Raw genomic sequence first — 12,441 nt, 5'->3', positions numbered from 1 at the left:
CGCTGTCGCCACTTCCGCCGCAAGCGCTTCATGACTCAATCCGGCTTCACCCGGGTGGCCACCCGGCCGCCGACCTTCTCCCGCCACGCAGCCGACACTGCCCGGCTCGCCGCGCCGCTCGCCATCGCGCAGCTGTCGCAGATGGCGATGAGCGTCACCGATACGATCCTGCTCGGCTCGCTCGGCCCCGATGCGCTCGCCGCCGGCGGGCTCGGCGCGAACCTGTTCTTCGTCGTCGTGACGCTGCTGCAAGGCGTGCTGACCTCGGTCAGCGTGAGTGTGTCGCATGCGCGCGGCGCGCAGGACGACACCCGCGTGCCGCATATCTACTGGACCGGTTTCGTGCTGTCGGTGCTGCTGTCGGTGCCGGCGTTCTTCCTGTTGTCGTTCTCGTCGCACATCCTGCTTGCGTTCGGCGAGCCGGGGCTGCTCGCGCACAACGTCGGCGAATATGCGGCGGTGCTGCGTTGGGGCGCGCCCGCGAGCCTGATCGGCGTCGGCCTGATGCGCTCGTTCCTGCCGGCGATCGGCGCGGCGCGGCGGCTCTTGTGGGTGTCGATCGCGAGCGTCGTCGTGAACGCGTTTCTGAACTACGGGCTGATCCACGGCGCCTGGGGATTGCCGCGGCTCGGCTTTCTCGGCTCGGCGGCCGCGACTTCGATCACGGTCTGGCTGACCGCGCTCGTGCTAATGGCGCTGCTGCATCTGCGGCCGCGCTTTCGCCATTTCGTCGTCGCGACGCGGCCGAACGTGCCGCTAATGGGCGAGCTGTTCGGCATCGGCTGGCCGGTGGCGATCACCTACGGCGTCGAGTCGACGCTCTTTCTCGCCACCGGCCTGATGGTCGGTCTGCTCGGCGAGTCGCAACTCGCCGCCCATCAGATCGCGCTGAACGTCGCGTCGGTGGCCTTCATGGTGCCGCTCGCGATCGGCCAGGCGGCCAACGTCAGAGTCGGCTTCTGGGACGGCGCCGGGCAGCCGCTCGCCGCGCGCCATGCGGGCTTCGTCGCGCTGGCGCTCGGCGTCGGCTTCATGATGTTGTCAGGGATCGTGCTGATCGCGGCGCCGCACTGGATCGTCGGTCTCTATCTGCATCTCGACGACCCGGCCAACGCGGCGACGGTCGCACTGGCGAGTTCGCTGCTCGGGGTGGCCGCGATCTTCCAGATCGTCGACGGGATGCAGACGGTCGGTTCCGGCTGTCTGCGCGGTCTGAAGGACACCCGCGTGCCGATGATCGCCGCGGCGTTCGGTTATTGGGTCATCGGCTTTCCGACCGGCTATACGCTGGCGTTTCACTTCGGCCTCGGCGCCCGCGGTTTGTGGTGGGGGCTCGCGGCCGGCCTCGCGAGCGTCGCGGTGCTGATGACGCTGCGCTTTCACAAGCTGAGCTTGCGGCGTGTGCCGGGCGGACAGGTTACGCCGCCTGTCGGGTCGCCCTGACCACCTACCCGAATTGCCCCGCCAACCAGCCGCTGCCGGCCGCCTCGCGGCAAAAGGTAAAATAGCCGGCTCGACGCATCGGCGCGCACCCGCGCCACGCGCCGGGATTGCGCCAGCACGCCCCACAAAGGCCGGCGCCGCCCCAAGGCTCACCCTCGCCCGCCCGGCATGCCGCTTTCTCCCGGCAGACTTCCGAACGCGCGCCGCCGGCGCCCCGACGGCCCGCTCGACCGACCCTCGTTTCTCGCAATAAAACATAACCAAGGACCACCCGTCATGCTTGCCCGCGTCACCCGCTTATTTCCGCTTTGGGCCGTGCTCGTTTCGATCGCCGCATACTTCTCGCCCGCTTCGTTCGCCGGCATCTCGCCGCACGTCACCACGCTGCTCACGATCATCATGCTGGCGATGGGCGTCACGCTGTCGGTCACCGATTTCCAGCGCGTCTTCACGCGCCCCGCGCCGGTGATCGCCGGCATCGTGCTGCACTACCTCGTGATGCCGCTCGCCGCCTGGGTGATCGCCAAGGCGCTGCGCATGCCGCCGGATCTGACCGCCGGCATGGTGCTGGTGGGCAGCGTGGCGAGCGGCACGGCGTCGAACGTGATGATCTATCTGGCGCGCGGCGACGTCGCGCTGTCGGTGACGATCAGCGCGCTGTCGACGCTCGTCGGCGTGTTCGCCACGCCGCTGCTTACGCGTCTGTATGTGGACGCGTCGATCGCCGTCGACGTGCACGGCATGCTGATGAGCATCCTGCAAATCGTCGCGCTGCCGATCGTGGTCGGCCTGATCGTCAATCATCTGTTCCACAAGGCCGTGCGCAAGATCGAGCCGATCCTGCCGCTGATCTCGATGGTCGCGATCCTGCTGATCATCGGCGCGGTGGTAGGCGGCACGCAGAAGAGCATCGCGTCGGTCGGTCTCGTGGTGATGCTGGGCGTGGTGCTGCATAACGGCATCGGCCTGCTCGGCGGCTACTGGGGCGGACGTCTGCTCGGCTTCGACGAAGCCGTCTGCCGCACGCTCGCAATCGAAGTGGGCATGCAGAACTCGGGCCTCGCCGCGACGCTCGGCAAGCTGTATTTCACGCCGATCGCGGCCTTGCCCGGTGCGCTGTTCTCGGTGTGGCACAACCTGTCCGGCTCGCTGCTCGCGGGCCACTGGGCGGGACGCCCGGCGAAAGGCTCGACGCATCCCGATGGCGAGCGTGCGTTGAACGCCGCCGGGCGCAGCTAAAGCGGCCTGGCCCACGCGCCGCCATTGCAGATTTTCAAAGCGATGGCGGCAGCGCTCGACATGAGCGCAGCGAATCGACTGCGGCCATTGCCGGCATGCTCTGCGCGGGCCGGCAATGGCCGTCGCGCAATCCACCTCGCCGTAAAAGTCCGTCAGGACGCCCACACGGCAGCCCCGGAGCCGCCCGCCGCGATTCCCCTTAGAATGCCTTTCTCGACAGCGTGAGCAAGCCATCCGCGCTGCCGTCACGAGAAGCCTGAAAACAAGGGGAAGACAGCGTGCCGGGGCATCACGAACAGAATCAGAGCGCACTGCAACGCAAGCGCGTATTTGCCGCATCGTGGAGAAAGGCCCCTTGGGGGGCAACGAAACGTTTCGTCCTGCTGTGCTGTGCCAGCGCATTCCTGAGCGCCTGCGCGACCAAACCGCCCGCCACCGCGTTCGAGCGTCCGGTCACGCGTGCACTCCCCGCCACCGAAACCACCCCGCTGCGCACCGCGCTCGCCCCGCTCGAAGCGGCGCATCCGGAGCAGTCGGGTTTCCGTGTGCTGTCGAGCGGCACCGACGCATTGCAGATGCGCATCGCGCTCGCCCGCGCGGCGACCAAGACCCTCGATATGCAGTACTACATCGCCAACGAGGACACCACCGGCAAGCTGCTGCTCGGCGCGGCGCTCTACGCGGCCGATCACGGCGTGCGGGTGCGCATGCTGGTCGACGATCTGAACTTCAAGGACATCGACCGCATCATGGCGGGCCTGAATTCGCACGAGAACATCGAGATCCGCGTCTTCAATCCGTTCGGCAGCGCGCAGGAAGGCATAGTCGAACGCGCGGCGAACCTGTTCACGCAGATCGGCCATTTCACGCGCCGCATGCACAACAAGGCGATGATCGCGGACAACCAGCTGGCGATCGTCGGCGGCCGCAATCTCGGTGACGAGTATTTCAGCGCGAGCGAAACGCTGCAGTTCCGCGACCTCGACGTGCTCGCCGCCGGCCCGATTACATCCGACATCTCCGCCAGTTTCGACGACTACTGGAACAGCAGCATCGCGTATCCGCTGCGCGCGCTGAACAAGCAGAAGTTCGACCCGAAGGAGCTCGACCAGACCCGCGACGACTTGCGCCAGCACTGGCGCACCAACGCCGACCCCTACAACGCGAAACCGCTGAACGCGACGCCGCTCGCCTCGCAGATCGCGAGCGAGCAACTCGGCCTGACGTGGGCGCGCGCCGAGTTCAAGGCGGATCGGCCGGAGAAGATCGAGCATCCGTCGCCGGACTACGTCAGCCCGCCGATGCAGCGGCTCGGCGAACTGATGCGCGACGCGCACCAGGACTTCCTGATCATTTCGCCGTACTTCGTTCCGCACGATGCGGGCATCAAGGCGGCCGGCGAGCTGACGCAGCGCGGCGTGCGCATCGCCGTGCTGACCAACTCGCTCGCCGCGACCGACGCGGTCGCGGTGCAGGCGGGCTACAGCCCGTACCGCGTGCCGCTGCTGCGGCAAGGCGTCGAGTTGTACGAATTCAAGCCGCGCCAGGACACGCCGCGCGCGGGCATCGCCGGTTCGCGTTCGCGCGCGAGCCTGCACGCGAAGACCTATGTGATCGACCACAAGATTCTGGTGATCGGCTCGATGAATCTCGATCCCCGCTCGGCCAATCTGAACACTGAACTGGCGCTGGTGATCCACAGTCCGCCGCTCGCGGCCCAGGTCGCGCAGATCTTCGAGCACGCCACCTCGCCCGAGCAGAGCTATCGCGTCACGCTCGCCGACGACGCCCAGCTCGCCTATCTGCGCTCGATCGGCGCGCCGCTCTCGCCGCTCGTGTGGACCGACGTCGACGACGGCATGCGCCGCACCTACATTTTCGACCCGCAGGCAGGGTTATACCGGAACGCACTAACAGGTCTATTCTCCCTATTGCCCGTCAACGCAGAACTTTGAAAAGCGGAGTCAAACATGACTGAAGACGTACGAATGGAGCGCGACACGTTCGGCGAGATCGCCGTGCCGAACGCCCGTCTGTGGGGCGCGCAAACCCAGCGCTCGCTGCAGAATTTCCGTATTTCGACCGAGAAGCAGTCGCCCGAGCTGATCACCGCGCTGGCCGTCATCAAGCGCGCCGCCGCCGAGGTGAACCACGGCCTCGGCGTGCTCGACGAAAGCAAGGCCAAGGCGATCATGCAGGCGGCCGACGAGATCATCGACGGCAAGCATCCCGAAGAATTTCCGCTCGCAGTCTGGCAGACCGGCTCCGGCACGCAGACCAACATGAACCTCAACGAGGTGATTGCGAACCGCGCGAGCGAGCTGCTCGGCGGCGAGCGCGGGGAAGCGCGCAAGGTACACCCGAACGACGACGTGAATCGCGGCCAGTCGTCCAACGACGTGTTCCCGACCGCGATGCACGTGGCCGCCGCGTATGCGATCGTCAAGCATCTGCTGCCGGCGCTGAAGACGCTGCGTGACACGCTCGACGGCAAGGCGAAGGCTTTCGCCGACATCGTCAAGATCGGCCGCACGCACTTGCAGGACGCCACGCCGCTCACGCTCGGCCAGGAGTTTTCGGGCTACGTCGCGCAGCTCGATCATGGCATCCGTCACGTGGAAGCGACGCTGCCGCATCTGTACGAACTCGCTCAGGGCGGCACGGCGGTCGGCACGGGCCTGAACGCGCATCCGCAGTTCGCGGACAAGGTCGCGGCGGCGATCGGCAAGCTGACCGGCCTGCCCTTCGTGTCGGCGCCGAACAAATTCGAAGTGATGGCCGCAGCCGATGCGCTGGTGTTCGCGCACGGCGCGTTGAAAACCGTCGCGGCGAGCCTGAACAAGATCGCCAACGACATCCGCTGGCTCGCGAGCGGCCCGCGCTGCGGCCTGGGCGAACTGTCGATTCCGGAAAACGAACCAGGCAGCTCGATCATGCCGGGCAAGGTCAACCCGACCCAGTCCGAAGCGCTGACGATGCTGTGCTCGCAGGTGTTCGGCAACGATGTGGCGGTGAATATCGGCGGTGCGAGCGGCAACTTCGAACTGAACGTGTTCCGGCCGATGATCGCGCACAACGTGCTGCAATCGGTGCGCCTGCTCGCCGACGGTGCGCACAGTTTCAACGACAACTGCGCGGTGGGCATCGAGCCGAATCGCGAGCGCATCGATACTTTGCTGAACGAATCGTTGATGCTGGTGACGGCGCTCAATCCGCACATCGGCTACGACAAGGCCGCGCAGATCGCGAAGAAGGCGCACAAGGAAGGCACCACGCTGAAGGCGTCGGCGCTCGCGCTCGGCTTTGTCACCGAGCAACAGTTCGACGAATGGGTGCGGCCGAAGGATATGGTCGGGCATTCGGCGGGGTGAAACGCGCGGGATTGCGCTTGCGGCGTGATGAGCCGGCCGCTCGCGCGGCGGGCTTGCGGGTCGAAGAAACCCGCGCGTTGAATTGTGGGCCGCGCGAACGCTCCTGTTCGGGCGGTCCGTGAAGGTTGACGGCGGACCCTCGCGGCCTATGTCGATCCCTGCCGCCGTTGAATCGCGTGCCGCGCAACCTCCTCCTGTTTCAAGCGGCCCATGAAGGTCCGTGGCGGCCGCTTACGGCCTGCGCAGGCCTTGCGGCCCGCGAACAGCGCCCTCGCGGGCGTCGCTCAGACTTTCCCCTGCGCCACTTCTTCCGGCTTCAGCTCGACGATCGCATCGAGCGCTTCCTTCACGTCCATCGCGTATTTGGCGAGACGCTTCTGTTCATCGGTCTGCGGCACGAAAGCCGGCACCGGCACCGGATGGCCGTTCTCGTTGACAGCGACCATCACGACGAGGCAATCGGTGGTTTGCAGCAGCTCGCCGCCCTTCGGGTCGCCCGCTTGCACCGAGACGTGAATGTGCATGCTGGTGCGTCCCGTCGCCACGACCCGGGCGCGCAATTCGACCAGATTGCCGACCAGGATCGGCCGGCGAAAGCGGATATTGCCCACGCTGACCGTCACGCAATAGCGTCCCGACCACACCGCCGAGCACGCGTACGCGGTCTCGTCGATCCACTTCATCAGCGCGCCGCCGTGCACCTTGCCGCCGAAATTGACCGAGCTCGGCTCGGCGAGAAAGCGGAAAGTGGTTTCCGAACGGTCCAGCGGCGCTACGGGTGGGGTGCTCATCTTGACTCCGGTCAATCGGATGCATTGAAAGGAGGCGATTATACGAGCGCAATATTGACCGCGTGACGGGTTCGGCCGGTGGCGACGCGGAATTTTCGTCCGCAAGACCTGCGGACTTTCGGCGAGCTTGTGGATCACGGGGCTCGGCGCCGCGCGTGGCCGCAGCGGGTTGATCAGGCGCTCAAGGGACGCCTTATTTGCGGAAGGTGATTCCTTCGTCGATCGTGCCGTACATGTTGATGCTGCCGGTGCCCGCCCCCGACCCCGACCCCGATGCGCCGCCGCCCTGCGCGCAGGCAGCGAACAGCAGTACCACCGCCGCGACGGCAAGAAGAGTTTTCATCACAACGTATTCCTGCAAAGACAGGCTTCGATTCTAGCCTGGCGGGCCGGCGCGGCGCCGAAACGCCGGCCCGTCAGCTGCGAGTACGAGCGCGCACCGGGTTTTCGTAGCTGCCGCACTCGATCGTTCACGCTACGCTGAAACATCGAATCCCGCAGCCCGCTACAGTGGACTGCATGGCGCCTCGCGCGCCGCCCCTGGAGACACCCGATGCCCGCCCCGCTCACCGACGACCAGAACCATTTCCCAGGCTTGAGCCGCATTGGCGCGCTGCTCGCCGATCCCGGCCGCGCCGCGATGCTGTGGGCGCTGATGGACGGCAGCGCCCGCCCCGCCGGCGAACTGACGATGATCGCCGGGCTCTCGCCGTCGGCGGCCAGCGCCCATCTCGCGCGCCTCGTCGACGGCGGTCTGCTCGCGCTCGAAGTGCGCGGCCGGCATCGCTATTTCCGGATCGCGTCGCCCGACATTGCCGCATCGATCGAAGCGCTCGCCAACGTCGCGCAGGTCAGCGCGCCCCAGCGGGCCGTGCCGCGCCCGGTGCGCACCGTGCCGCTCGACATGCGTTACGCCCGCACCTGCTACGACCACATGGCGGGCGAGTTGTCGGTGCAGGTGTTTGAGCGGCTCGTCGGGCGCGGTCTGCTGACGCTGCACGGCACCACGCTCGAAGCGACCGCCGAGGGCGCCGCCCGCTTCGCCGAATGGGGCATCGACATGTCGGTGCAGAAAAGCCGCCGGCGCCGCTTTGCCTGCACCTGCCCCGACTGGAGCGAGCGGCGTCCGCATCTGGGCGGCGCGCTCGGCGCGGCGTTGCTCGACTCGTGGTCGGCGCACGGTTGGGTCGAACGGACCGAGCGACCGAGAATCCTGCGCATCACGCCGGCGGGGCATCGTCATTTCGATGCGTTTCTCGCGGCGTGAGTGGATCGCAAGCGCCTGATTTGCGCGACGATAGTCCGCCAATGCGCCGACGAATCGCGGCGCCCAACCCGCGTCGGAACACGCGGCGAGACCTTTTGTTACACGCCCGCGAGGTCGCCTTACAAAAGTGGGGGCCTTGAAACAAACGCCACGGGTAGAGTGACTTACGGACACTTACGGACCGAGCCGTTTGCCGTGTCCGCAGGAGATAAGTCATGAGAACCGCCACCGCCCGCTGCCGCTCGCGGCGCCGCATTCCGGGTTACACGCTGATCGCGGCCGCCGTTTTCCTGTTCGCCTCGCAAGCCTCGTGGGCGCAGGACGTCCAGCCTGCGCCGCAGGACACCGCCGCCACCCAGGACGCCGATCCGCCCGGGCGCATCGCCCGCCTGAACTACACCGCCGGCGCCGTGACCACGGAGCCCGCCGGCGCCACCGACTGGTCGTACGCGCAGATCAACCGTCCGCTCACCACCGGCGACCAGCTCTGGAACGATCAGAACGCGCGCTCCGAGCTGCACATCGGCTCGACCGCGGTGCGCCTCGGGCAGTCCACCAGCCTCGACGTACTCAATCTCGACGACAACAGCGCGCAACTGAAAGTCGCCCAGGGCACCTTGTCGACCCGCGTGCGAGAACTGCTGCCGGGTTCGTCGTATGAGATCGACACGCCGAACCTTGCGCTCGGCGTGAACGGCCCCGGCGACTACCGCGTCGACGTCGCGCCCGACGGCAGCAGCACCACCGTCACCGTGCGCAGCGGCAGCGCGACCGTCTACGGCGACGGCGGCCAGGTGCCGGTCACAGCCGGCCGGCAGGTCCGCTTCACCGGTACCCAGCTGCAACAGCTCGCCGACGACCAGGTGCCCGGCCTCGACAGCCTCGACCAGTGGGCCGTAAGCCGCGATGCCGCCGAAGACCGCTCGGTGTCGGCGCGCTACGTATCGCGCGATATCCCCGGCTATCAGGATCTCGACGCCAACGGCACCTGGCGCGACAGCCCGCAATACGGCGAAGTGTGGGTGCCGCGCGCCACGCCCGCCGGCTGGGCGCCCTACCACGACGGCCACTGGATCTGGCAGGCACCGTGGGGCTGGACGTGGGTCGACGACCAGCCGTGGGGCTTCGCGCCGTATCACTACGGCCGCTGGGCCCAGGTCGACGATACGTGGGCATGGGTGCCGGGACCGGTCGAGCCCGACGGGCAGCCTGCCTACGCGCCGGCGCTGGTGGCGTTCGTCGGCGACGACGAGGGTGCGGGCACGGGCGGCGTGGCCGACTGGGGCGTGAATCTGGCGATCGGCGGGGTCGTGGCAGCTGGCGTCGCGTGGTTTCCACTCGGCCCCGGCGAGCCGTGGCATCCGCATTGGCGCGGCCACGATCACTGGAGCCCCGGGTACTACGACCGCATCAACCGCACGACGATCGTCAACAACTACAACCGCCATGTGGACATCCACAACACGTACGTCAACTATCGCGCGCGCGGCGGCCTGACTGCGGTGCCGGCGACGGCGTTCGTGCACGGCCAGCCGGTCGGACGCTTCGCCCAAAAGGTCGACCCGCGCGAATGGCGCCATCCGCGGATCAACGCCGGCGGCCCGGGAATCGCACCGGTACGGGAGAGCTTCGGGCCGGGTCAGCGCAATGCGAATTACCGGCCGCCGGCGGGCGTGGCGGCGCGGCCGGTGGTCGCGACGCGCAGTCCCGCGCTGCCCGCCGCTTATCGCGACAGCCTCGCGCAGCGTTTCGCGCAAGGCGGCGGGCGGGTGCCGGGCGGCGGCCCGCCTGTCGTCAGGACTTCGGTGCCGGCGCAGATGGCCACCGGTACGGGCGCGATGCCGGTGCGCAACGTGCGGGTCGTGCAGTCGCATATCGCGGGGCGCACGCCTGGTGCGGCGCAGGGCGCGCCGGTGCCTCACGCGCCTGCCGGTGTTCAGCAGGTTGGACAGCGGCCGGGCGGAGGTTCCGGTGCTGCCGCCGGCCTCCCGCATGGGGCTGAGCCGCAGGCGCGTCCGGGGATGCTGCCACAGGTAGCCGACAACCGGCCTCCGCAGCAGGCGGGCGAAACGGGCCGCGGCTCGGCGGGCGTGCCGCGGCCGCCGCAAGCAGGCGGCGGTAGTCCGGGAGGTTATCCGCAGCAGCGCGGCGGCATGCCGGATCAGCCAGCGCGGCAGCCGGGCGTGAACGCGGGGCACGAGCCAATATGGACACAGCCGCATACGCCAATGGCGCAGCAGCGCGGTGGTCCGCAAGGACATCCCGGACAGCCGTCGGGTGTCGGGCAGCAGCAGCCCGGCGTGCAGGGCAATGCGAGGATGCAACCGCATGGCGTGCCGCGTTCTGGGGAGAATTCGGCGATGCAGCTCCAGGGGCGTCAGCAGGGAGTTCAGCCTTCGCCGCAGACGCAGACCCAGGGTCAACCGCAGGTGCCGCGGCCCACGGAGGTCCAGGCGCAGCAGGGGCGTCAGGACTATCGTCCTGGGCAGCTGTCGCAGGCGGGGGCGCAATCTCGGCTGCCGCAGATGCAGGCGTCGCGTTCCGAATCACCGCCGCAGCAGATGCAGCCGTTCCGGGCCGAACCGCCGCGTCCACAACAAGTGCAGCAGGCGACTCCTGAGCCACGGTCGCAGCAGGTGCAGCAGGCACGTCCCGAGCCGCGGCCGCCGCAGATTCAGCAGCCACGCTCTGAACCACGGCCGCAGCAGATTCAACAGCCACGTCCCGAACCACGTCCGCAGCAGATTCAACAGCCACGTCCCGAACCACGGCCACAGCAGGTTCAACAGCCGCGTCCCGAACCACGTCCGCAGCAGGTTCAACAGCCGCGTCCCGAACCACGTCCGCAGCAGGTTCAACAGCCGCGTCCTGAACCGCGTCCGGCGCAGGTGCAGCAGCCGCGTCCACAGCCGCAGCAGCAACACGCCGACCAGCATCCGGGCGGCGGCAATCGCGACGAGCATCACAAAGGCTGAGCGCGGCCACGCCCTGCTACTCCTTCGACGCCTAAAGCCGCGGCCTCCGGCATAAGCGCAAGCGCAAAAAATCAACCCCCGCGATTCACATCGCGGGGGTTTGCCTACTGCCCTGCCGAAACAACCGCCGACTCGCTCAAACAGCCATCGGCGCCGTCAACGGTTCATGATGCCGGTAACCCACCAGCGAGAAATCCGCCGGTTCGATCTTCTCCAGCCATTCCGGCTCGTACACGCCGGTTTTCGCGTATTCAGGCACACGGTCCGAGATTGCGAATGCCGGGCTCTCGTAAGGCTCGCGCGTGAGCTGCTGCTTCAGCATATCGAGCTGGTTCTCGTAGATATGCGCATCGCCGATGAAATACGTAAACCAGCGCGGCGTATAACCCGTCAGGCGTCCGACCAGATGCAGCAACGCCGCGCCCTCGGTCAGGTTGAACGGCGTACCGAGTCCGACGTCGTTGCTGCGGATATAGAGGCACAGCGAGATTTCGCGGCGCGCGACGTTCGGTAGGAACTGGTACAGCAGATGGCAGGCCGGCAGCGCGATCTGATCCAGCACCGCCGGGTTCCACGCGTGAAACAGAATGCGGCGGTCGGAGGGGTTCTGCATGATCGTGTCCAGGCACTGGCGCAACTGGTCGATCGCCTTGTAAAGCAGCACCTTCGGCGCGCCGTTTTCCTCGAATTCGGTCACCACCTGGAAGCCGCGTGCGCTCGCATCGGCAAGCTGCGCGCTCGCGCCGGCGTCCAGCACCTTGTACGCCGGCCACTGCCGCCACTGCACGCCGTACACGTCGCCGAGATCGTCCGGACCTTCGCGATACGGGTTGGCAAGCCATTGCGGATTCTGGTTGGCGTTCGCATCCCACACCTTGCACCCGAGATCACGAAAATCCGCGGCGCTGCGCGATGCGCGCAGAAACCCGATCAATTCACCCACCGCCGACTTGAACGCCAGCTTTTTCGTCGTGACGGCAGGGAAGCCCTGCTGGAGATCGAAGCGCAGCATCGCGCCCGGCATGCTGATGGTGCGGATGCCGGTGCGGTTCTCCTGCCACGTGCCGGTGTCGAGAATCGTGCGGACGAGATCCAGGTATTGTTTCATGCGGGTTCCTTCGACGAGACGCAGTCACGGTCAACGCGCGCCTCGGGATTGAGCGGAAAACCCGATTTTAACAAGCACAGCCCACCGACGCCCGGTCGCGGCGTCATCGAAGTGAAAATAGTGGGGAGTGACGAGCGCCGCGAACCGACGACCCGAGGGCTGTTAGCGGTCCGCCCGCCAGCGGGCTTTGCTCTGCAACGGGCAAGCCTTAGGGAGCGCGCAGTTCGAGGGCGGTTGGAAGGACAAC

General features: G+C 67.4%; 9 protein-coding genes. 6 read left to right on the top strand and 3 right to left on the bottom strand.

The features are described from left to right. The first annotated feature begins 30 nt into the window (after nt 1–30). The 4 genes from PQQ53_RS17305 (at nt 31) to fumC (ending at nt 6,053) form a co-directional block, all read left to right on the top strand. Nucleotides 31–1,443, top strand: a complete 1,413-nt coding sequence (locus PQQ53_RS17305) for an MATE family efflux transporter (protein WP_408147038.1) — start codon at nt 31–33, stop codon at nt 1,441–1,443. 276 nt (nt 1,444–1,719) lie between these two features. Next, nucleotides 1,720–2,682, top strand: a complete 963-nt coding sequence (gene panS / locus PQQ53_RS17300) for a ketopantoate/pantoate/pantothenate transporter PanS (RefSeq protein ID WP_408147036.1) — start codon at nt 1,720–1,722, stop codon at nt 2,680–2,682. Nucleotides 2,683–2,960: 278 nt separating this feature from the next. Continuing rightward, entirely contained in the window at nt 2,961–4,637 is a 1,677-nt protein-coding gene (locus PQQ53_RS17295) for a phospholipase D family protein (protein WP_408325041.1), read from the top strand. A 15-nt stretch (nt 4,638–4,652) separates the two neighbouring features. After that, complete coding sequence (gene fumC, locus PQQ53_RS17290) at nt 4,653–6,053, top strand: class II fumarate hydratase (RefSeq protein ID WP_408325040.1); 1,401 nt, start codon at nt 4,653–4,655, stop codon at nt 6,051–6,053. A 284-nt stretch (nt 6,054–6,337) separates the two neighbouring features. Here the strand turns inward: fumC and PQQ53_RS17285 are convergent, their stop codons facing one another. Both PQQ53_RS17285 and PQQ53_RS17280 read right to left on the bottom strand, forming a co-directional pair. Beyond that, the gene (locus tag PQQ53_RS17285; protein ID WP_042321988.1) at nt 6,338–6,844 is read right to left on the bottom strand and encodes an acyl-CoA thioesterase; all 507 of its coding nucleotides are present in this window, start codon (nt 6,842–6,844) and stop codon (nt 6,338–6,340) included. A 193-nt stretch (nt 6,845–7,037) separates the two neighbouring features. After that, the gene (locus tag PQQ53_RS17280; RefSeq protein WP_408325038.1) at nt 7,038–7,187 is read right to left on the bottom strand and encodes a hypothetical protein; all 150 of its coding nucleotides are present in this window, start codon (nt 7,185–7,187) and stop codon (nt 7,038–7,040) included. A gap of 210 nt (nt 7,188–7,397) precedes the next feature. Between PQQ53_RS17280 and PQQ53_RS17275 the strand changes: the two genes are divergently transcribed. Both PQQ53_RS17275 and PQQ53_RS17270 read left to right on the top strand, forming a co-directional pair. Next, nucleotides 7,398–8,111: an ArsR/SmtB family transcription factor gene (locus tag PQQ53_RS17275; protein ID WP_408147028.1), complete on the top strand. Its 714-nt coding sequence runs from the start codon at nt 7,398–7,400 to the stop codon at nt 8,109–8,111. A gap of 215 nt (nt 8,112–8,326) precedes the next feature. Beyond that, nucleotides 8,327–11,086 (top strand): DUF6600 domain-containing protein, encoded by a 2,760-nt coding sequence (locus tag PQQ53_RS17270; protein ID WP_408325036.1) that lies wholly within the window; start codon nt 8,327–8,329, stop codon nt 11,084–11,086. A 136-nt stretch (nt 11,087–11,222) separates the two neighbouring features. Here the strand turns inward: PQQ53_RS17270 and PQQ53_RS17265 are convergent, their stop codons facing one another. Continuing rightward, nucleotides 11,223–12,194: a thymidylate synthase gene (locus PQQ53_RS17265; protein ID WP_408155185.1), complete on the bottom strand. Its 972-nt coding sequence runs from the start codon at nt 12,192–12,194 to the stop codon at nt 11,223–11,225. Nucleotides 12,195–12,441 lie beyond the last annotated feature (247 nt).

The sequence above is a fragment of the Paraburkholderia strydomiana genome (assembly GCF_046030495.1).
GTDB lineage: Bacteria > Pseudomonadota > Gammaproteobacteria > Burkholderiales > Burkholderiaceae > Paraburkholderia > Paraburkholderia strydomiana_A.
This window is presented reverse-complemented; position numbering and strand designations above follow the sequence as displayed.

Bases quoted from the DNA above. Each gene is read 5' to 3' on its own strand.
- PQQ53_RS17305 (WP_408147038.1), top strand. From the start codon at position 31: ATGACTCAATCCGGCTTCACCCGGGTGGCCACCCGGCCGCCGACCTTC.
- panS (WP_408147036.1), top strand. From the start codon at position 1,720: ATGCTTGCCCGCGTCACCCGCTTATTTCCGCTTTGGGCCGTGCTCGTT.
- fumC (WP_408325040.1), top strand. From the start codon at position 4,653: ATGACTGAAGACGTACGAATGGAGCGCGACACGTTCGGCGAGATCGCC.
- PQQ53_RS17285 (WP_042321988.1), bottom strand. From the start codon at position 6,844: ATGAGCACCCCACCCGTAGCGCCGCTGGACCGTTCGGAAACCACTTTC.
- PQQ53_RS17280 (WP_408325038.1), bottom strand. From the start codon at position 7,187: ATGAAAACTCTTCTTGCCGTCGCGGCGGTGGTACTGCTGTTCGCTGCC.
- PQQ53_RS17275 (WP_408147028.1), top strand. From the start codon at position 7,398: ATGCCCGCCCCGCTCACCGACGACCAGAACCATTTCCCAGGCTTGAGC.
- PQQ53_RS17270 (WP_408325036.1), top strand. From the start codon at position 8,327: ATGAGAACCGCCACCGCCCGCTGCCGCTCGCGGCGCCGCATTCCGGGT.
- PQQ53_RS17265 (WP_408155185.1), bottom strand. From the start codon at position 12,194: ATGAAACAATACCTGGATCTCGTCCGCACGATTCTCGACACCGGCACG.